Origin of the sequence: Nocardia sp. CWNU-33 (genome assembly GCF_046764895.1) — a bacterium.
In the GTDB taxonomy this organism is placed as follows: Bacteria; Actinomycetota; Actinomycetes; order Mycobacteriales; family Mycobacteriaceae; genus Nocardia.
In genome coordinates this window covers 55,671-73,526 of sequence record NZ_JBKOQN010000028.1, presented here as the reverse complement: position 1 = coordinate 73,526, position 17,856 = coordinate 55,671, and the positions used below count along the sequence as shown (strand labels likewise).

Below are 17,856 nucleotides of genomic sequence, written 5' to 3'. Positions count from 1 at the left end.
GGCCGGGCGGGTGATGTGCCGGGCCAGCTTTCGTTTCATTGCCGGGGGTTCAGCGCATCGCCCAGGGGGCGATGGCTTGGACAGCGGGCCAGCCGAAATCTTCGGTGTCCTCGTCCGCCACGAACCAGAGCCAGTTCTGGACGGCGCGGAACAGGGTCCAGGCGCGGGCGCGTTCGGCGTCGAGGCCCGCGATGGCGACGATGGCGGTGAAGCGGTCGTCGATGACGGACTCGGTACGGCGGTTCCACAGCAGCGAGAGCATAGTGAATTCGAGGTCACCGACGAGCGGCTGCGGGTCGATGACCTGCCAGGGTTCGCGGAAACCGCCGAGCACATTCTCGAAGTGCAGGTCCTCGTTCACCAGTAGGTGGTCCGCGGTCGGTCCCAGTTGACGACACACCTCGATGGCGGCGTCGAGCATCTTGCGTGGGAAGGGGGAGCCGAGTCGCTCCCATTCGCTCGGCAATTCCTCGGCCCAGCGTGCGGCCTCGGTCCTGAGGTCGCGGGAAAGGCCGGATGGCGCGGGGATGGCGAGGCGGCGCAGCAGGCCCGCGATGATCGGCACCGCCTCATCGATCGGCTCGGTGTCCAACGACCGGCTGGGGTCGAGGCGCTCGAGCAGGAGCACACTGTGTTCGGGGTCGCTGTCGAGCAACTGCACCGCGCCCTGCCCCTGCCAAGCGGCGAGGGCAAGTGGCTCGTCGCGGGTTTCCGGGGTGATATAGCTGAGCTTCAGGACGGCGGGAGTGCCGTCGCTTGCGAGCACCGGCAGTACGACGCCCGCGTATCCGTGCATCGGCTCACCGACAATGCGCACCTGCCAGCGGTCGGCGTATTCGGCGGCTTGTTCGGGCAGCCGATCGAGCCAGGCCTCCGCCTCTGGTTCCATGTCGACTAAGCGGTTGGCAAAGAAGTCCGGGACGACAATCACCCATCGAGCATCTCAGCCGTGTCTATCGAATTTCGCCTGATACCGCGGGCGGCGGCGCGGGCTCCTCGCCGCCATGCGCTGGTGGAATGCACACCCAACGCCCCTGCGGGGTGCGGCCCCACTGCGCGATGACATCACCGTGCGAGCAGTCGTCACCGATCCGATGTTCCGCAGGCCCCTGCTGCAGCGGGGCGCACACCCATAGCCCGTCAGGGGCCCGACCCCACTGGGCGACAATGCCACCCGCCGAGCAGTCGTCCCCGATCCGATGTTCTGCAGGGCCCTGCTCCTGCGGGGCGCACACCCATAGCCCGTCAGGGGCCCGACCCCACTGGGCGACAATGCCACCCGCGGAGCAGTCGTCCCCGATCCGATGTTCTGCAGGGGCCTGCTCCTGCGGGGTACACACCCATATCCCATCACGCAGATGCCACTGGGCGACGACGTTGTCGTGTGAGCAGTCGTCACCGATCCGATGTTCCGCAGGCCCCTGCTCCTGCGGGGTACACACCCATATCCCATCACGCAGATGCCACTGGGCGACGACGTTGTCGTGTGAGCAGTCGTCACCGATCCGACGCACCGGTTGGACGCGCGGCAGCACGGGCCTGGCCCCGGACGTTGCAGTCGGCCGCGCCGTGGTCGAGGTGGACGTCGCCGACGGAGTGTTCTTGTCGTCATCGGCTTGCTGATCGGCGCGCAGGACCAGTGCGACCGCGACCACCAATGCGAGCACCCCGGTGAGTACGGCCGCGATGACCAACATCCGCGTGTTGTCGGTTCCGCCGCCGGGCTCCGAACTGCCGCCGGATTCCACCATCGCACCGCCTTCGTTGGGACTACACCGTCACGAAAAGCTCGCCAGGTGGCAGGTTACCGAAAGTTGCGCAGCAAAAGATCAACTTCGACACGCCGTGTCGCCGCAGGTAGAAGCCACCAAGGTCAGGATGCCTAAAATTCGCCGACTACTTGACGGTGACGCGGACCTTGATCGAGTCGTCACTGGTCTCGTGCAGGGCCTGACCGATCAGGCTGCCGAGGTCGATGCGTGGCGCGGTGGCGGTGACCGCATCGGTCAGCGGCCGCAAGCCCGGCATCAGCGACTTCAGCTCCGGACCGACCTTCGCCATCCAAATGATCAAGATGTTCAGCAGCGGTGCGACGTGACCCCTCGCCACTTACTCGTCGTTGACCACGCGCGGCCAAGTTATTCATGGTTCCGGTCGCGGCCGCTACGGACTGGCGGCCAGGAACACAAAAGCCGAGAACAACGCCAGGTGAACGCCACCTTGGAGCAGCGTCGCCCGACCGGGAACGACGGTGAGCACACCCACCACAACCGTCAAACCGAGCAGCACCATCTGGGTGGCACCGAGACCGAGCACCAGCGGTCCCTCTAGCCAGATACTTGCCAGCGCGATCGCCGGGATGGTCAGGCCGATGCTCGCCATCGCCGAACCGAGCGCGAGGTTCAGGCTGATCTGCACCTGGTCGCGACGGGCGGCCCGCACCGCGGCGAGGGTCTCCGGCAACAGCACCAGCAGCGCGATCACCACACCGACCGCCGACTGCGGCAGCCCGGCGGACGCGACCGTCGACTCGATGGACGGCGACACCACCTTGGCAAGCCCGACGACACCGATCAGCGAAACGAGCAGCAACGCAAGGCTGATCAGCGTGACACGCACCGACGGCCGCTCGTCACAGACATCGTCGTCGGTGACCACGCCGTCGCCCTCGACCGGCAGGAAGTCGTCGGGATGACGCACCGTCTGCACCATGACGAACAACCCGTACAGCGCCAGCGAGGCCACCGCGGCGAACGCCAGCTGAGCGGTCGAGAACTCCGGACCCGGCTTGCTCGTGGTGAACGTCGGCAAAACCAGACTGAGCGTGGCCAGCGTCGCCACCGTGGCCAGCGCCGCACCGGTGCCCTCGGCGTTGAACACCGCGACCCGCCTGCGCAGCGCGCCGACCAACAGCGACAGACCGAAGATCCCGTTGCAGGTGATCATCACGGCCGCGAACACCGTGTCGCGCGCAAGTGAGGCGGTCTTCTCGCCGCCCGAACTCATCAGCGTGACGATCAGCGCCACCTCGATCACCGTCACCGCGACCGCGAGCACCAGCGATCCGAACGGCTCCCCCACCCGATGCGCAACCACCTCCGCGTGCCGCACCGCCGCGAGAACCGCGCCCATCAACGCCGCGACCACGATGATCACACCCACCGAATGCAGACTTCGCCCCCAGGTCAGGGCCAGCGCAGCGGCGGCAAGAAGGGGCACGAACACGGTCCAGCGGGTAGTCGACGCACGGATCATGCCCACCATCGTGTCAGCAAATTGTCCGCACTCGGTTACGGACGATCGTGATCATGCAGCGACGATAACGTCGCGGGCCGCGGGGCCGGTATGGCCGGGAGGGTCAGCTCGTCTTGATCGTCCCGCCGTCGATGACCAGGTCGGCGCCGACGATGTTGGCGGCCTTTCCGGAGACGAGGAAGGTCATAAGCGCCGCAACCTCCTGCGGCTCGGAGATCCGGCGCGAGGCGATGTCGAACTGTTCCGGGAGGGCCTCTAACAGCTCCTCTTGCGAGATACCCTGCGCGGCTGCGAGTTTCGCGCCAACCCAGTCGGCACCACGCCATATCCTGGTGCCGACGCACGCCCGTCCACAGCTCGACGAGCCGATCGCGTTCTCAGAAGCCGAAGAAATGCGACACATGGTCGTGGCCACGCCGACGATCAGGGCAACGATGGTGGCGAGTATCCACTCGCGACGACGTGCCTGACGTTCCATCGCGCCGAGTCGAGCTGCCAAGAGTTGATCGAGGTATGCGTTGACGGCTGCGGCTTGTTCGTCATTCATGCGCGCGAGCTCAGAGGCTCGTGCGGCTCCTCAGTCGTCCAGATCGATACGGACGGTCAGCAGGTCGGTGCCGACCAATCGGACGGCCGAGCTGTTGACTTTCGGCAGTTGGCGCAGGCGCGCGTGGGCGTCGTCCTCGGGCAGAAGGTGTGCGGTGCCGGTGTGCCACCGGCCGTGCAGGCGCACTCGGACTCGGTTGTTCGCGTTGATATTCCGGATGTACTGGGAGCGTTGGCCGAATTCCGAAACGAGCCAGAATTCGGTGCCGATCCGCCGTCCACCGATCGGCGTGCTGCGCGGCCGACCGCTCACCCGGCCGGTGGTCTCGAGCAGCTGCTGACTCGGCAGCCTGCGCAGGATCGGATTGCCGATCCGCCGTTGAAAAGCCGTCACCACTCGATGTTGAATATCGCGTTTCGGCACATGTCGACGGTAACACCGAATCCGGCCTCGGCAGAGTGCCCGATCACGGGCAGCGGCACCGACCGCCCGGTCCATGCTCACCAGAGCGTGACAGGGGCGGTGCCGTTGTCGAAGGGTAGGTAGCCGTCGATGGTGGCGCTCACCTGCATATTGCTCACATAGACCTCGCCGCCGTGATTGTCGAGGAACGCGGCGTCGGAGGCATCCCTGCCGGTGGCGATGCGGATAAGCGATAAGCGCGGGGCGAGATGGGTGGCATCGAGAACCCGCCATCCGCCATCGATGTATGCCTCGGCGACGGCGTGGAAGTCCATGGGAAACAGCCCCGGCGCGTACACCGACACCAAGCGCGCAGGCACTTTGAGCGCACGCAACAATGCCACCAGCAGATGGGTGAAGTCGCGGCACACGCCTGCCCCGGCCAGCAGTGTCTCCACCGCGCCATCGATGGGGTCGCTACTGCCGGCGACATAACGGACACGACGGCCGACCCACGACGACACGATGGCAGCAAGGTCCGCAGGCGTTGCGCCGCTGGGGAATTCGGCTGCGGCGAATCCGAGCAGTTTGTCGGACTCGACGAAACGGCTCGGCCGCAGGTATATCGCGAGGTCGTAGTCCGATATCGGTTCGGCTATCGCGGTACCGAAGACTGTTGCGCTGTAGCGCACTTGCAGCGCGCCGGTGCCGACCTCGAATTTGTGAATGCGCGTGCCGTGCGGACCGAGGATTTCCTGCGCCGCGATCCTGCGGCCGTCGAGGTCGAACACCAGCGACTCGGTCAGCTCGATGCCTGGCTGTCGGGCCACGGCGATCTGGAACTCGAGGGTGGTCGGCCCGGAGACCGCGATTTCCAGCTGCGCCGAGACGTCACGCTTCATTCCACAGTCTCCCGCACCCGGCGAATCTTTCCAGTTCTAATGCCACAGCCTGCGAGTTCCGGCCAATGCGGCGGCCGAATAACCTTTCGAGTACTCGATTGGGCGCGGATAGGCGACAATTTGCCGGTGCGGACCCAGTTCACTCGCGAGCTCGTCGCGTTGACCAATGACTTGACGCTGATGTGCAGGCTCGCCCACGATGCCGCCGAGCGGGTCACCGATGCGCTCGCCGACGCCGACCTCACCGCCACCTACGAAGTGTTCGCGCTCGACGAGCAGCTACAGCAGATGTACAGCGCCTGCGAGGCGCGGACCGTGGTGTTGCTCGCGCTGCAAGCGCCGGTCGCCAGAGACCTGCGCCATGTGGTCACCGCCATCCAGATCGCCAGCGAACTGTCCAGAATCGGCACGCTGATCAGCCGCGCCGCCGAGCAGGTCTACAAATCCCACCCTGAACCCGTTGCCCCGCGGCCCATCATGGACCTGTTGATGGCCATGGGCCGGCTCGCCGCGCACCGCACCGCCATCGCCGGCCAAGCGGTCGCCACCGGCCATCAACCGCCTGCCGAACCGGCATCCGACGCACCCGCCATGGACGAACTGCACCAGCAACTGCACGCGGCACTCACCGGCCCGGTGTGGTCCGGGCCCACCGATGCCTCCATCGATATCGCCCTCGTCGGCAATCACCTGGAACGCTGCGTCGACCACACCGCCCGTATCGATCGACTGATCCGCTTCCTGGACACCGGGATTCCGCCGACGGCGCAGCCCGAGGATGCCCCCTGATTTCGGCCTCGACTCTGCAGCAGCGCTACTGGGTGCGGCGAGCGATGGTGTAGAGATCGCGGGCGGGGCCGGTCAGGCGCTGACCGCTCGGCCAGATGGCACGCAGAGTGCGGGCGAGATCGAGGCCGGTCACGGTAGGCGAGACCAGGGTGCCTGCGGTGATCTCCGCGGCGACGGCCAACGAGCTGAGGACGGCGGGACCCACCCCGGTGGCGACCGCGGTTTTGATGGCGGTCGTCGAGGACAGCTCCAGCGCAACGGTCGGCTGCCAGCCCGGGATGCTGCGCGAGATCGCATGCTCGAACCAGGTTCGGGTGCCCGACCCGACTTCGCGCTGGATCAGCGGGGTTTCGGCGAGTGCTTCGAGGGCGACCGCATCGTGCCGGGCCCAGCCGTGCTGCGGGGCCACCACGACGACCAGGTGGTCCCGCGCGACGGTATGACTTTCGATGCCGCGGAAGTTCTGCGGACTCTCGATGAATCCGATCGCGGCCTTGCCGTCGAGCACGGCGTGCGCGACCTCGACGGAATTGCCGGATTCCAAGGCAATGGTGGTGTCGGGAGCGGCGGCGCGCAAGGTCATCAGCCAGCCGGGGAACAGGTACTCCGCGACGGTCTGGCTGGCAGCAACACGAAGGCGGGAGTCACGTTCGGCCCGTAAAGTGTCGATGCCCGCGTCGAGCTGCCCGGCGGCGTCGACCACAGCGCGCGCCCATTCAGCGATGAGCGCACCCGCGGGTGTGGGCCGGGAGCCGAGCGTCGTGCGCTCCAGCACCGGCAGGCCGACAAGCTTCTCCAGATAGCGGATGCGCGAGGACGCCGACGGCTGACTAATGCCGTGCGCCTCTGCGGCCCGGCCCAGGCTGCCCAGCTCGATTACCGAGAGCAGCAGGTCGAGGGCAGCCAGATCTGGGACGCGCGGCGACAGCGGCATAGATCGAGTCTATGTCATCGGTGTCCGATAGCCCTTCGGAACGCAATCGGCAGCACGCAGCAGCGAAGTGTGCTCACACCAGGGTGTGCCGTCGATGCGAGCGGCATACGCGCGAATCCTCTTGCGGTGCAGGTGGTCCGACGCCTGAACCGCACGTCGTGGATCGCACGGCACCACGTAACCCCTAGCCACGCTTGCGCGCTACAGTGCTGCGATTGCAATCGTCACAGGTGCCACATCCACAGGGGTCAGCTACTACTTCGGTGTCCGCAAAGACCGCTTGCAGCGGAACCGTGATCATGCGCCTGACAGCTCTAATTCGCCGAGCTGTCAGGGTGCCGCAGCTTTCAACCACCTGTGCGGCGTCTTGTGACAGATGGTGAGCTACAACGTCCAAATGTGGCTATCTATCGCCAACTTCTTCGCACGCTGGGCCGTCGCGACGGCTGGACATAGAACGAGTCTATGCATCCATAGGAGCGCGGTGCCTACTCGCAACGTCCGCCAGCGGCGACGCTGGAGACATGACCGCCACAGTGACTTCTCACCCCGCCGGATCGCGGCGTCTCTTCGGCGAGCTCGACCACGACGACACGCGTCGCGGCCGCCTCGCAGCCGTGCACGAAGACATGCTCGGCGCTGCCGAGCAGCACCGGCTCAGTGCCTTGCGGGAGGAACCACTGCGCCGCCGGGCGGGGCTGCGGCATCTCGGCCCGAACTGGTTCGCGACTGTGATGGGGACCGGGATTGTCGGCAACGCTGCCGCCACGCTGCCCTTGCAGTTCCCCGGGCTGCGGGGTGCGGCGACTGTGGTGTGGGTGCTGGCCGCGCTGCTGCTCGTGGTGCTGAGTTCGGCGTGGATGGTGCAGTGGGTGCGTTTTCCCGAATCGGCGCGTGACCAGTGGAACCACCCGGTGATGTCGCAATTCTTCGGTGCTCCCCCGATGGCGCTGCTGACTGTCGGTGCGGGCACGCTGCTGCTCGGTCGCGATGTGATCGGCCTGTCGGCGGCGTTAACCGTGGACTGGGTGCTGTGGTCGGCAGGCACCGTGCTCGGGCTGCTGACCGCGTGCGTGATTCCCTACCGCATGTTCACCCATCACCACGTCGAGCCGGACGCCGCGTTCGGCGGATGGCTGATGCCCGTTGTGCCGCCGATGGTGTCGGCTGGCATGGGTGCGCTGCTGGTGCCCTATGTCCCCGCGGGCCAGCCCCGACTGACCATGATTGTGCTGTGCCTGGCCATGTTCGGCATGAGCCTGATCGCCGCGCTCGTCACCATCACCATGATCTGGTCCCGGCTGGTGCACTACGGCATCCCCGAAAAAGGCATGGTTCCCACCTTGTGGCTCGTGCTCGGCCCGCTCGGCCAATCCATCACCGCCGCAGGTCTTTTGGCCAATGCCGCCCCCGCCGCCCTGCCCGACCTCTACGCCAAGGGCCTGACCGTCTTCTCGGTCATCTTCGGCGTCGTCACCTGGGGCTTCGCCATGCTGTGGCTGGCGCTCGCTGTCGCGATCACCGCCAAGACCGCCCGCGCGGGCACACTGAAATTCAACCTCACCTGGTGGGGCTTCACCTTCCCCCTCGGCACCTGCATCAGCGGCAGCACCATCCTCTACAGCCACACCGGCGCCGACCTGTTCGCGGCCTCCGCTGTGGCGCTGTACATCGTGCTGGTCGGCGCTTGGGCAGTAGTGGCAGTGCGGACCGCCCGCGGCCTGCTGGCCGGAACATTGCTCCGCCCCGCCCCCGTCACCGCCTGATCACGCCGTCATGGGGGCCGGTCCTTCTGGTCACGCGCACACAATCCACTCGAGCGCATCGGCAAGTGCTCAGTCCAGTAGGGGAAGCGGCCGGATCGCAGGAGTCCGGTGATCGCGTCCATCTTTGCCTGCGGCGCGGCGTAGTCCGGGTGGGCACGGATTACGCCTGCGGCGTCGGTGAGACGCAGCATTTGGGCGGCAGCCTCGGCGAGAGTGCGGCCACCGGGGATGACGGGATGGTTCGCAAGTTGTGCTTTGCCGGGGTGGATGCGGCCGATCGCGACGGCCTTCTCCACTCGGCGTTGGCAGCGGCAGAATGCTTTCGGTTCGGCCAGACTGCAGGTGGAGCGCAGGAAGGTGGCCAGGCCATTCGATGATCTCCGGCGAGCCGAGGCCGACGCCGGGTTCCACCTTCATCAGCAGTTTCGGCACACTCACGCTTTCTGCCATCCACTGTCCGTAGTCGAGCACCCGCTGCACGACATCGGCGGGAGCCCCGTCGAGGGGAAATTCGCGGGCCCAGGCCAGCATCGGCCTGCGCGAGACGGGGGTCGGGTAGGGCGCGCGGTAGGCGTCGAGATCGGCGTCGGTCAGGCCTGCGATCAGTTTCGGCAGGTTGAACTCGATGAAGAGGTTGTCTTCCAGCACGGCCCGCTCGCCTTCGGCAGACCGGAACTTGCGGAACATGCCTGCGGAGCCCTGCGGCAGTTCCTCCCAGCGCATCGGCCGCAGGAACGTCTCGATCACCGCGACACCGCGCACGCGTCCGGGATGCCGTGCGGCCCAGTCCATCGCGAGCGTCCCGCCCCAGTCGTGCCCGACGAGGACGACCTCGTCCAGGCCGAGCGCATCGAACCAGGCATCGAGGTAGCGGGCGTGGTCGTCGAGTCGGTAGTCGATGTCCGGCTTACCCGATGCGCCCATGCCCATGAGATCGGGGGCGAGGCAGCGAGCCTGGCCCGTGACGTGCGGGAGCATGTTGCGCCACAGGTGCGATGAGGTCGGGTTGCCGTGCAGGAACACCACCGGAACAGAGCCGGTGCCGAGGTCGATGTAGTTGATGAACGAGTCGAGAACGTCGACGGTAGCCATGATGTGCGCCTTTCCTGGATCCAGCTTTTCTGCCTTCACCTGGTTTGCACACACAACTTCGGGCTGCTGTGACCGCTTTACCCGCAGCACCACCGTGATGCTCATCACCCAATGGCGAGCGATGGTGGCCGACCCCGCCGCTACCGCCATACACATCCGCAGATGAGCGGCATTTCCGTACTCAGATAGTAGCAATTTCAACTTCTACCGCCACCCAACTGGCGCAGTCGCCCGGAAGGTCCCGTTATTGCAAAGAGATCCGCGAGCACCTACTATCTTCCTACGTAGGAAGCGGGGCGATTGAACGGAGGTACGCGGTGCATCGGCAACACGCAGATCCGCGCACTTCGCCGCCCGACAGCTATCCGTAAACCGTCACGACGAGCCGGTCGTGCGACAAGCGCCCGAGACCTCCCTCATCGGCCTCGAACGCTGGGCACGGACCCCGGTCTGGACAACCGGCCCGCTCCCCCGTCACATGACAGAACAAACGCTCGATCGTGATCGATCACCCCCGAGTCGGCGCCGGCACGGCGACTCGGGGGTGTTCTGCATTTCCAGCCCCCTTGGCGCACACGAAGTTTCTCATGGACTGTGCCGAAGGTCATAACGGACAATGACTTCCACAACGAGCCGAACCCGGTAGCTTGACGCCCGTTCTCAGTTCGGTGTTCGCGTAAGGAAGTTCGATGATGTCGGTGTTCTCGTGAATGTGTTCTCCTCCCGCACCGTGCGTCGCATCTTCGCCGTCTGTGCGCCCATCTGCCTCGCTGTGCTCGTAGCCATTGCCTACGCCTATATCGACAAGCCGACCGGTGGCGACGGAGGCGGACCCGGGTCGGCCGGCGCGGCAACGGTTTCCAGCAAGGACGCCACCGAGCTGCTCGGGCAGCTCGGCGACGCACCCGAGGCGGCAATGGCCGGATACAGCCGCGAAAAGTTCCCGCACTGGGATTCCAACAAGCCCGAACACGGTTTCGGCCCTGACTTCGCGCAGTACAGCCGCTGCACCAGCCGTGAGGTGATGATGCTTCGCGACGCCACCGGCTCGGTCACACTCGATCCGAAAACCTGCGAACTGAAGGTCGGCCGCGACGGCGGCTGGCGCGACGAGTACGGATTCCTCGACTCCAAGACCGGAAAACTCAAGCCGTACAAGTGGATGACCGATCCGGCGTCCGTCGATGCCGAACACATCGTCGCGCTGGCCGAGGCATGGCGGTCGGGCGCCGACAAGCGTGATGAAGACACGCGTCGCCGCATCGCCAACGATGCGGTCAACCTGGAGGCCTCCGATCCGTCGGCCAACAGGTCCAAGGGTGACCAAGACGCCGCGAACTATCTGCCTCCCGGAACTTTCCGGTGCGCCTATATCGAGCGATACATCAAGGTCAAGGTAAAATACGCGCTGACCGTTGATCCCGCCGAGCACGCCGCACTGCGCACCGCAGTCGAGGACTGCGTCCGTCGAGGAGAGTTCAAATAAGCGACATCATCGAGATTTCCGCCAAGGCAGCTGTCCTGACCGAAGAGGAAGGGACGGTGTCCGGCGACCTCGATGTCACCGTCGACGAGACCGGCAAGGGCCTGGTCCGCTACCGAGGTAACGACAGCTGGTACACCATCGGAAACCTCGAGGCCGAGCCCCCTCGTTCCTGGGCCACCGTCGCCGACCTCGCAGCCGCTGTCGAGGCCGGTATCGGAACACGTGACGCCGCAGGCAATATCGTGCCGTTCGAGGCGACACCGGCCGGAGCCGAGAACGGCCCGCCTGCTGAGAACCGCGGCAACCAATCCCCTGGCACCGGCCAGTCTGCTGACAGTCATATCGGCCAGCCGACCGATGACCAGAGCAGCCAACCGACTGACACCTCGAACCGGCTCGGCCGATAACCAAAGCAACCCACCAGCCGACACCCGAACCGGCTCAGCCGATAACCAAAGCAACCCACCAGCCGACACCCGAACCGGCTCAGCTGACAACCAAAGCAACCCGCCGGCTGACAGCAACCAGTAGGCAGACCGTCGAAGCGGCCAGCAAGATCCCCGTCGAAGCGACCCATCGGCCTTGGGTGCAACCAGCCGAAAGGTCGCCATGACCGCGGGGCTCGACGACCAGCCCTGATCAGGGCATTGTGACGACGACCTTGCCGAACGGGTTGCCATCGCGGAAGTAGCGGTAGGCCTCGACGGCCTGGTCGAGTGGGAAGGTCCGATCAATGACCGGGTGCATCCGGTGTTCGGTGATCGCGCGGTTCATCGCCTCGAAGTCGGTACGGCTGCCGACGGCGATGCGGCGGATGCCGAGATACGGTCCGACGAACGGATTCTCGAACGGCCGGCCCTCGGACATTTGCGTAGCGCCGATCATGGTGATCATCGCGTTGTACCCGGCGGACTTCACCGACTTCGACAGGGTCGGCAGCCCAACAGCTTCCAGCACATGTTCGACACCGTGGCCCTCGGTGAGCTCCAGCACCGCCTCGTCCCAGTCCGGTGTCCGGTTCCGGTCGACGACCTCGTCCGCACCGAGCTTGCGCAGCCGCTCGGCCTTGTCGGGGCCCGAGGTGATCGAGATGACGCGGGCGCCCAGCATTTTGGCGTGCTGCACGCCGTAGAGCGCAACCGCGCCGCTGCCGACGGTCAGCACCGTCTCACCGGGTCCCACCGGCTGCGGCTTGGTCAGTGCTGCCCACGCGACGACACCCGCGCAGGTCAGCGTGGCCGCCTCGACATCGGTGAGGTGCTCGGGCACGTGCACCACCGAGTCTCCTTCGATCACCGCGTAGGTGGCGAGCATTCCGTTGAAGTTGGCGCCATACTGTTCGGCAACCTGGGCCAGCCGCTGCGGCCCGTCGATCCACCGCACGAAATACGAGGCGGTCACCCGGTCGCCGAGCGCGGCGCGAGTCACCTTGTCGCCCACTGCGATCACCTCGCCGACCCCGTCCGACAGCGGGATGATGCCAGGGGTGGCCGGGAGCGGGTAGACGCCGTCCAACAGCATCAGGTCGCGTCGGTTGATCGAGGCAGCGCGCACCCGGATGATAACTTGATTCGGTCCCGGCTCGGGAACCTCCTGCGCCCGTGCCGTCAGCCCTTCGAGGCCGCGCAGCGGATCGAGGTGGTAGGCAATCGCATTCATGACGTACTCCTGAAACTCTATGGTGCGAAAACTCTGTGGTGCGGAAACTCTGTCGTGGGAGAACTCGTTGTGGGAACGCTGTCCGCCGCTGTCAGGCGACGCCGATGTGCTGGTGGTCTGACTGGATGCGCCCGTCCTCGTCGAGGGCGAGCACGTCGTAGCCGCCACCCACCACCGAACCATCGGCCTGCGAGACCATCAGCCAGGTGATGCCGACGAGATTCACCGACAGCTGGGTGGCCTGACCGCTGGCGGCGAAGATGTGCTCGCCCGCTGCGACGAACATTTCGTAGGCGCGGGTGACCCTGCGATCCAGGGCGTCGTGCCCGCGGACCTCCATGGCCGGAATCGGGAAGGCGATTGCCGCGGCCGCCTCGCGGATTTCCTGCGGCGGGTCGACCAGCACCTGGACTCCGTCGATCGCCCACAGTTCGCGGATCATTTTACTGCGGTTCTCGGCGTCGGACTCGTTCCACATGGCGACGTAGCGCTCGGTCAGCGTGGCCAGTTCGTTCTCATCGAATTGCTTGCTCATGACACAGAGTCTTGCCGAGGCCGAGCAGGTGTGCCATTCCTAGCTGGGAATGATCGGTATGAGCCGCAGGTGCACCCCGATAATTCCCTGCGAGGAATGGCGCGGAACAGCTCCGTCGGATTCACTGGAGGCATGACGACGGCGCTAGAACCGAGCCCATTCGCCACGCAGCTACGGCACTGGCGAACCCAACGCCGAGTGAGCCAGCTCGACCTCGCGATTCGCGCGGATACCAGTCAGCGGTATCTGAGCTTTTTGGAACACGGGCGATCCAGGCCCGGCCGGACCATGGTGGTCCGGTTGGCCGAATCGCTCGAGCTCTCGCTGCGCGAGCGCAATGGACTGTTGCTGTCGGCCGGGTTCGCGCCGGTCTTCCCCGAATCGGATATGGAGACCGAAGCATTGGGCCCGGTCCGTGATGCGCTGGTGCGCATCCTCGACGGGCATATGCCCTACCCCGCGGTCGTCGTGCGGCCCTACGGCATTCTGCTCGCCGCCAACGCCGCATTCGATCTGCTCACCCAGGGTGTCGCGCCGGAGTTGCTGACGCCTCCGATCAATGTGCTGCGTCTCGCGCTGCATCCCGATGGTCTCGCGCGGCGCGTGGTGAACCTGCCGGAGTGGGGCAGACACGTCACCGAAAGCCTGCGCGGCAAGGCCATGCGCAGCCCCGATGCCGGCCTCGACGATTTCATCGCCGAGCTGGAAGGCTATCTCCCAGAAGTGAATCCGGGCCCGGACCATCTCGGCTTCGCGGTGCCGCTGCGGCTGCGCAGCGACGATGGCGAACTCAGACTGATCACCACTATCACTTCGTTCGCGACCGCCGTCGACATCACCCTCTCGGAGTTGCATCTGGAGGCGTTCCTGCCCGCCGACGAACAGACCGCCAACATCCTGCGCCGCCACGCGGACCGCCGAGGCGGCGCCGAAACCGACTGAGGACGACCGAAGCCGGACCATACGTCGGCCGCTGGCCCGAATGCGCGACCCTCGCCGCAACGCCGCAACGCCGCAACGCCGCAACGCCGCAACGCCGCAACGCCGCAACGCCGCAACGCCGCAACGCCGCAACGAGTGTGCTCGAGGTCGTCGCGCAGGTGCGCAGGCGCGACGACCTCGGTACATGGCACGACATCTGCATCCTCAGCCGGACAGTCGACCCGACCGAGGGTGCAGCGGCCGGCGCAGGCACGAGGTCCCGAGCTACCTGGTGTGCACGGGCTCACCACTCGTGGCGCACCGCTAGTAGCTGGTCGTGGACCAGATCGATGTGCGGACGAGTCGTGGCGCCGGGCCTGCGCACGAGGAATCCGGTGTTGATCGGTGGATCCTCGGGTTCGAGCAGTGCGACCAGGGCGCCGGTGGCGAGACGTGCCGTGCACAGGTAACGCGGTAGCACGCTGATGCCGCCGCCTGCGGTGACCAAGGCCGCGACCGCGCGGAGATCGGCAACTACGACCGCAGCGTCGGCGGCCAGCCGCACGCCGAACACATGCCGCCAATACCGCCGCAGGATCGGCAGATCCGCGGCGTAGCTGACCAAGGGGACGCCGGTCAGCGCCGCCGGCCCCTCGGCACGCAGCCGGGCGACATCGATCCGCTCTGCGATAGCTGGTGCGGCAACCAGGACGAACTCCTCGTCGGCAAGCGGTTCGGCGACAACTGCCCTGCCACGCGGCCGGACGGTGGACACGACCAGGTCGTAGTGCCCGGCACGCAGCCCGGCGAGCAGTTCCTCCGAAAGCCCTGCCGTCACATTCAGCCGAACGCCACCGGCGATCAGCGGGGCCAGCACGGGAAGTGCCTGCACCGCAAGCATTTCGGCGGGCCCGGCCAGGCGGACCGGCGGCTGTGTGATCGGTTGCGCTGGTGCAGTGTCGCCCACAATGCCGCCGAGCGCGTCCAGCGGGCCGGCCACCCTGGCGGCGAGTTCGACGGCGGCGTCGGTTGCTGCCACCCCGCGCGGCAGCCGGTCGAACAGCCGATAGCCGAGCCGTTTCTCCAGCGCTTGCAGCTGCGTGGTCACCGTCGGCTGGGACAAACCGATCAGCCGTGCACCCGCGGTAATGGATCCCGCACGGTGCACGGCAAGGAAGGTGCGCAGCTGGTTCAAATCCAGATTGCCATCGGAATTCCTATCGGTCACCCACCAAGTGTATTGACATAGGCCTGGTATCAGCTGGGGTTGGCACGACGCGGTGACGAGCAGTTCGGGCACCCGCCCGGCCCACACACCACCCACCATGCGACGGCGGTGCGGGCGAAGTTGCTGCAAATCCCGAACACTGTCCGATCCTCGCCCAGATCGTTCTCACCGCATCTACGCCGCTCGGTCGGAACCGCCTCGGCCGTGGCAGCGGCTGCGCAACGGCCGAGTTTCGGGTCAGCCGACTGCCACCGGCTCCTGATCCGCGGGGGCATCCCAGTCGATGCGGTAGCGCTGCTCGGCGCCCATGGTCTTCTCCAGGTCCATGAATCTGACCATCACCCGCATCATCACCGGCATCACCTTGCGCGCCACCGGGCCCGGCGTCTTGCTGTGGTTGATCTTCGCGGCCCGCGCGGCGATGCCTTCCACCCGCGAGCGCCGCGACCGCTCGTATGCGGCGAAGGCCGATGCCGGGTCCGGCAGATCTCGCAGGCACCGTGCCAGTTGGACGGCGCTCTCGATGGCGAGTGACGCACCCTGGCCGGAGCTGTTGGACGGCGCGTGCACCGAGTCGCCGACCAGCACCATGCGACCTCGGTACCACTGCGGAACCGGCGGCATGATGTGCAGGGCTCCGGTCGTTTCGAGGGTTTCCACGGTCGTATTGCGGGCGAGCTCGCCGCCGGGGGTGTCCTCGGCGTAGGTCTCGCGCAAGATCTTCAGCCAATGCTCGGCCGGGACCGCCCGCGCCTCGCTCAGCGACATGTACTCCTTGTGCGGGAGGTTCGCGCCCCACATGATCCGGCCCGGCTCGACCGCCCCGTAGAGGTAATATGCTTGCTTTCCGAAGGCGAAAGTCATTGTCCCCGGCTCGATGTCGATATCGCTGTCGACGACCGCACCGAAGCCGAGCATGCCGGTGTAGTCCGGTCCCGGCGCCTTCGGATCGATGAGGCCGCGAACGGTCGAGCGGATGCCGTCGGCCCCGATCAGCACATCCGCGGTGGCGCTGGTGCCGTCGGCGAAATGCGCGGTGACGCCCGACTCGTGCTCGTCGACGCCGACCAGTCGTTTGTTGTATTCGAAGGGAACGCCCGCGGCGACCGCGTGATCGTGCAGCGCCTGATGCAGCTCGTTGCGATCGACCAGTTGCAGCAGGGTGTCCGGCAGCGTCGGCAGGTGCAGGTGCTTGCCGCCGACCGACATCGCCACATCGGTGATCGGCGAGGCCATTGCTCGAATGCGATCACCCGCGCCGATGATGTCCAGTGCGGCAACGCCGTTCGGAGCGAGCGCGAGCCCGCTGCCGACGCCGAAGGTCGGGCCGGGGTACGCCTCGTAAACGCGGGCGTCGATGCCCGCCTTGCGCAGCGCGGTGGCCGTGACGGGTCCGGCGACGCCGCCGCCGATGACAAGTGCGGTTCGTGTTGTGGACATGGGTGTCTCCAGGTTTGTGCGATACGGGTTGGGTGGAATCCCCGAACCGACCCGCCTGCCGCTCACCCAGTTATCCTGTGGTTGCCAACCTCGTGGCCGAGTGCGCGTATGCGGGCACGGTTCGAGACGGTTACATCGGGCTCGGTGGCGGTGTTGCCGCACCCCGCCGAGCCTGGTCTCGATCCGACGATGACATCGATCCGACAATGGCGCCCTATAGCGGCGCGTTCCCCCCTTCGACGAGCTTTGCGACTTCCGCGGGCTCCACCCCCTCGGCATGCAGCTGCCGCCACCAGTCCACGCCGGGGAAGCTCCCCGAGATGAGTTCGTCGCGGAACGACCGCGCCCAGGCCTGCTCGGCTTCCAGCATCGCGAGCCCGTACTCGGACTCGATGATGAACAGCCGTGGCAGCGTAGTGGCGAGTCCGTCGAGTTCTCGGCGCACAGCCTCGATGATGTGACCCAGCGCCTCGATGCGCCTGCCGAGCAACTCGGCCACCTCGTCCGGTGCTAGTGCCGCCGCGATGGAGAGTCCCGCGGTGAACCGGTGGTGTTCGGGTTCCGGGGTGGCGATCAATTCTCTTGTCCAGTCGGCCATTTCCGTGCGACCTGCGTCGGTGATCCGGTAGATCGTGCGTTCCGGGCGTGCCCCGTCGCGCTCGCTGCCGACGATCTCGAGGAAGCCGGCCTTTTCCAGATTCTGTACGACCGTGTACAGCGAGCCCCATTTGATGTCCATGTCGCGGTCTTTACCGCGAGCACGCAGCGTCGACGCGATCTCGTATCGGTGCATCGGCCGCGCGACGATCACCGAGAGCACCGCAAGCGCCAGCAGGTTGTCCACCTTGCGCTTCGTGGCCATGACTACCTCCCGATTACTCGTCTACGAATATACGTCTA

Annotated in this window: 19 protein-coding genes; 5 read left to right on the top strand and 14 right to left on the bottom strand. The window is 66.3% G+C overall.

Going from position 1 to position 17,856, the window contains the following annotated elements; all coding sequences use genetic code 11:
• Window positions 1-49: 49 nt before the first annotated feature.
• The 7 genes from ACLMAL_RS29605 to ACLMAL_RS29575 form a co-directional block, all read right to left on the bottom strand.
• Window positions 50-931, bottom strand: a complete 882-nt coding sequence (locus tag ACLMAL_RS29605; protein ID WP_412002090.1) for an aminoglycoside phosphotransferase family protein — start codon at window positions 929-931, stop codon at window positions 50-52.
• Between the two features lie 22 nt (window positions 932-953).
• On the bottom strand, window positions 954-1,751 hold the full coding sequence (locus ACLMAL_RS29600) for a hypothetical protein (RefSeq protein WP_412002089.1): 798 nt from the start codon (window positions 1,749-1,751) through the stop codon (window positions 954-956).
• 145 nt (window positions 1,752-1,896) lie between these two features.
• Complete coding sequence (locus tag ACLMAL_RS29595; protein ID WP_412002088.1) at window positions 1,897-2,109, bottom strand: hypothetical protein; 213 nt, start codon at window positions 2,107-2,109, stop codon at window positions 1,897-1,899.
• A 54-nt stretch (window positions 2,110-2,163) separates the two neighbouring features.
• Window positions 2,164-3,255, bottom strand: coding sequence for a calcium:proton antiporter (locus tag ACLMAL_RS29590; RefSeq protein WP_412002087.1), 1,092 nt, complete (start codon window positions 3,253-3,255; stop codon window positions 2,164-2,166).
• 103 nt (window positions 3,256-3,358) lie between these two features.
• On the bottom strand, window positions 3,359-3,733 hold the full coding sequence (locus ACLMAL_RS29585; RefSeq protein WP_412002086.1) for a hypothetical protein: 375 nt from the start codon (window positions 3,731-3,733) through the stop codon (window positions 3,359-3,361).
• Window positions 3,734-3,832: 99 nt separating this feature from the next.
• A complete protein-coding gene (locus tag ACLMAL_RS29580) occupies window positions 3,833-4,195 on the bottom strand; it encodes a nitroreductase/quinone reductase family protein (protein WP_412002085.1) in 363 nt (120 codons plus the stop codon).
• Window positions 4,196-4,302: 107 nt separating this feature from the next.
• On the bottom strand, window positions 4,303-5,106 hold the full coding sequence (locus tag ACLMAL_RS29575) for a transglutaminase-like domain-containing protein (protein WP_412002084.1): 804 nt from the start codon (window positions 5,104-5,106) through the stop codon (window positions 4,303-4,305).
• A 126-nt stretch (window positions 5,107-5,232) separates the two neighbouring features.
• On the opposite strand from ACLMAL_RS29575, the gene ACLMAL_RS29570 reads away from it, so the two are divergent.
• Entirely contained in the window at window positions 5,233-5,895 is a 663-nt protein-coding gene (locus tag ACLMAL_RS29570; protein WP_412002083.1) for a phosphate signaling complex PhoU family protein, read from the top strand.
• Window positions 5,896-5,920: 25 nt separating this feature from the next.
• On the opposite strand, the gene ACLMAL_RS29565 is transcribed toward ACLMAL_RS29570, so the two are convergent.
• Window positions 5,921-6,829: a LysR family transcriptional regulator gene (locus ACLMAL_RS29565; protein WP_412002082.1), complete on the bottom strand. Its 909-nt coding sequence runs from the start codon at window positions 6,827-6,829 to the stop codon at window positions 5,921-5,923.
• Between the two features lie 524 nt (window positions 6,830-7,353).
• Here ACLMAL_RS29565 and ACLMAL_RS29560 point away from each other — a divergent pair.
• A complete protein-coding gene (locus tag ACLMAL_RS29560) occupies window positions 7,354-8,595 on the top strand; it encodes a TDT family transporter (RefSeq protein WP_412002081.1) in 1,242 nt (413 codons plus the stop codon).
• Between the two features lie 69 nt (window positions 8,596-8,664).
• Here the strand turns inward: ACLMAL_RS29560 and ACLMAL_RS29555 are convergent, their stop codons facing one another.
• The gene (locus ACLMAL_RS29555) at window positions 8,665-9,687 is read right to left on the bottom strand and encodes a haloalkane dehalogenase (RefSeq protein ID WP_412002080.1); all 1,023 of its coding nucleotides are present in this window, start codon (window positions 9,685-9,687) and stop codon (window positions 8,665-8,667) included.
• 706 nt (window positions 9,688-10,393) lie between these two features.
• Between ACLMAL_RS29555 and ACLMAL_RS29550 the strand changes: the two genes are divergently transcribed.
• A complete protein-coding gene (locus tag ACLMAL_RS29550; protein WP_412002079.1) occupies window positions 10,394-11,173 on the top strand; it encodes an HNH endonuclease family protein in 780 nt (259 codons plus the stop codon).
• Between the two features lie 56 nt (window positions 11,174-11,229).
• Window positions 11,230-11,580, top strand: a complete 351-nt coding sequence (locus tag ACLMAL_RS29545; RefSeq protein WP_412002078.1) for a hypothetical protein — start codon at window positions 11,230-11,232, stop codon at window positions 11,578-11,580.
• Window positions 11,581-11,812: 232 nt separating this feature from the next.
• Here ACLMAL_RS29545 and ACLMAL_RS29540 read toward each other — a convergent pair whose 3' ends face one another.
• Together ACLMAL_RS29540 and ACLMAL_RS29535 are read right to left on the bottom strand one after the other, a co-directional pair.
• Complete coding sequence (locus ACLMAL_RS29540; RefSeq protein ID WP_412002077.1) at window positions 11,813-12,832, bottom strand: zinc-dependent alcohol dehydrogenase family protein; 1,020 nt, start codon at window positions 12,830-12,832, stop codon at window positions 11,813-11,815.
• 91 nt (window positions 12,833-12,923) lie between these two features.
• The gene (locus tag ACLMAL_RS29535) at window positions 12,924-13,367 is read right to left on the bottom strand and encodes a hypothetical protein (RefSeq protein ID WP_412002076.1); all 444 of its coding nucleotides are present in this window, start codon (window positions 13,365-13,367) and stop codon (window positions 12,924-12,926) included.
• A gap of 132 nt (window positions 13,368-13,499) precedes the next feature.
• On the opposite strand from ACLMAL_RS29535, the gene ACLMAL_RS29530 reads away from it, so the two are divergent.
• Window positions 13,500-14,309: a helix-turn-helix domain-containing protein gene (locus tag ACLMAL_RS29530; RefSeq protein ID WP_412002075.1), complete on the top strand. Its 810-nt coding sequence runs from the start codon at window positions 13,500-13,502 to the stop codon at window positions 14,307-14,309.
• 283 nt (window positions 14,310-14,592) lie between these two features.
• On the opposite strand, the gene ACLMAL_RS29525 is transcribed toward ACLMAL_RS29530, so the two are convergent.
• The 3 genes from ACLMAL_RS29525 to ACLMAL_RS29515 form a co-directional block, all read right to left on the bottom strand.
• A complete protein-coding gene (locus ACLMAL_RS29525) occupies window positions 14,593-15,516 on the bottom strand; it encodes a LysR family transcriptional regulator (protein WP_412002074.1) in 924 nt (307 codons plus the stop codon).
• Window positions 15,517-15,753: 237 nt separating this feature from the next.
• Window positions 15,754-16,956 carry an FAD-dependent oxidoreductase gene (locus ACLMAL_RS29520; protein ID WP_412002073.1) on the bottom strand — a complete coding sequence of 401 codons (1,203 nt, stop codon included), beginning with the start codon at window positions 16,954-16,956 and terminating at the stop codon, window positions 15,754-15,756.
• Window positions 16,957-17,170: 214 nt separating this feature from the next.
• Complete coding sequence (locus tag ACLMAL_RS29515) at window positions 17,171-17,818, bottom strand: PadR family transcriptional regulator (RefSeq protein WP_412002072.1); 648 nt, start codon at window positions 17,816-17,818, stop codon at window positions 17,171-17,173.
• Window positions 17,819-17,856: the final 38 nt, after the last annotated feature.

Excerpts from the sequence above, each read along its gene's own strand:
- ACLMAL_RS29600 (WP_412002089.1), bottom strand. The coding sequence starts at position 1,751 with ATGGTGGAATCCGGCGGCAGTTCGGAGCCCGGCGGCGGAACCGACAAC.
- ACLMAL_RS29590 (WP_412002087.1), bottom strand. The coding sequence starts at position 3,255 with ATGATCCGTGCGTCGACTACCCGCTGGACCGTGTTCGTGCCCCTTCTT.
- ACLMAL_RS29585 (WP_412002086.1), bottom strand. The coding sequence starts at position 3,733 with ATGGAACGTCAGGCACGTCGTCGCGAGTGGATACTCGCCACCATCGTT.
- ACLMAL_RS29575 (WP_412002084.1), bottom strand. The coding sequence starts at position 5,106 with ATGAAGCGTGACGTCTCGGCGCAGCTGGAAATCGCGGTCTCCGGGCCG.
- ACLMAL_RS29565 (WP_412002082.1), bottom strand. The coding sequence starts at position 6,829 with ATGCCGCTGTCGCCGCGCGTCCCAGATCTGGCTGCCCTCGACCTGCTG.
- ACLMAL_RS29560 (WP_412002081.1), top strand. The coding sequence starts at position 7,354 with ATGACCGCCACAGTGACTTCTCACCCCGCCGGATCGCGGCGTCTCTTC.
- ACLMAL_RS29555 (WP_412002080.1), bottom strand. The coding sequence starts at position 9,687 with ATGGCTACCGTCGACGTTCTCGACTCGTTCATCAACTACATCGACCTC.
- ACLMAL_RS29540 (WP_412002077.1), bottom strand. The coding sequence starts at position 12,832 with ATGAATGCGATTGCCTACCACCTCGATCCGCTGCGCGGCCTCGAAGGG.
- ACLMAL_RS29535 (WP_412002076.1), bottom strand. The coding sequence starts at position 13,367 with ATGAGCAAGCAATTCGATGAGAACGAACTGGCCACGCTGACCGAGCGC.
- ACLMAL_RS29530 (WP_412002075.1), top strand. The coding sequence starts at position 13,500 with ATGACGACGGCGCTAGAACCGAGCCCATTCGCCACGCAGCTACGGCAC.
- ACLMAL_RS29520 (WP_412002073.1), bottom strand. The coding sequence starts at position 16,956 with ATGTCCACAACACGAACCGCACTTGTCATCGGCGGCGGCGTCGCCGGA.
- ACLMAL_RS29515 (WP_412002072.1), bottom strand. The coding sequence starts at position 17,818 with ATGGCCACGAAGCGCAAGGTGGACAACCTGCTGGCGCTTGCGGTGCTC.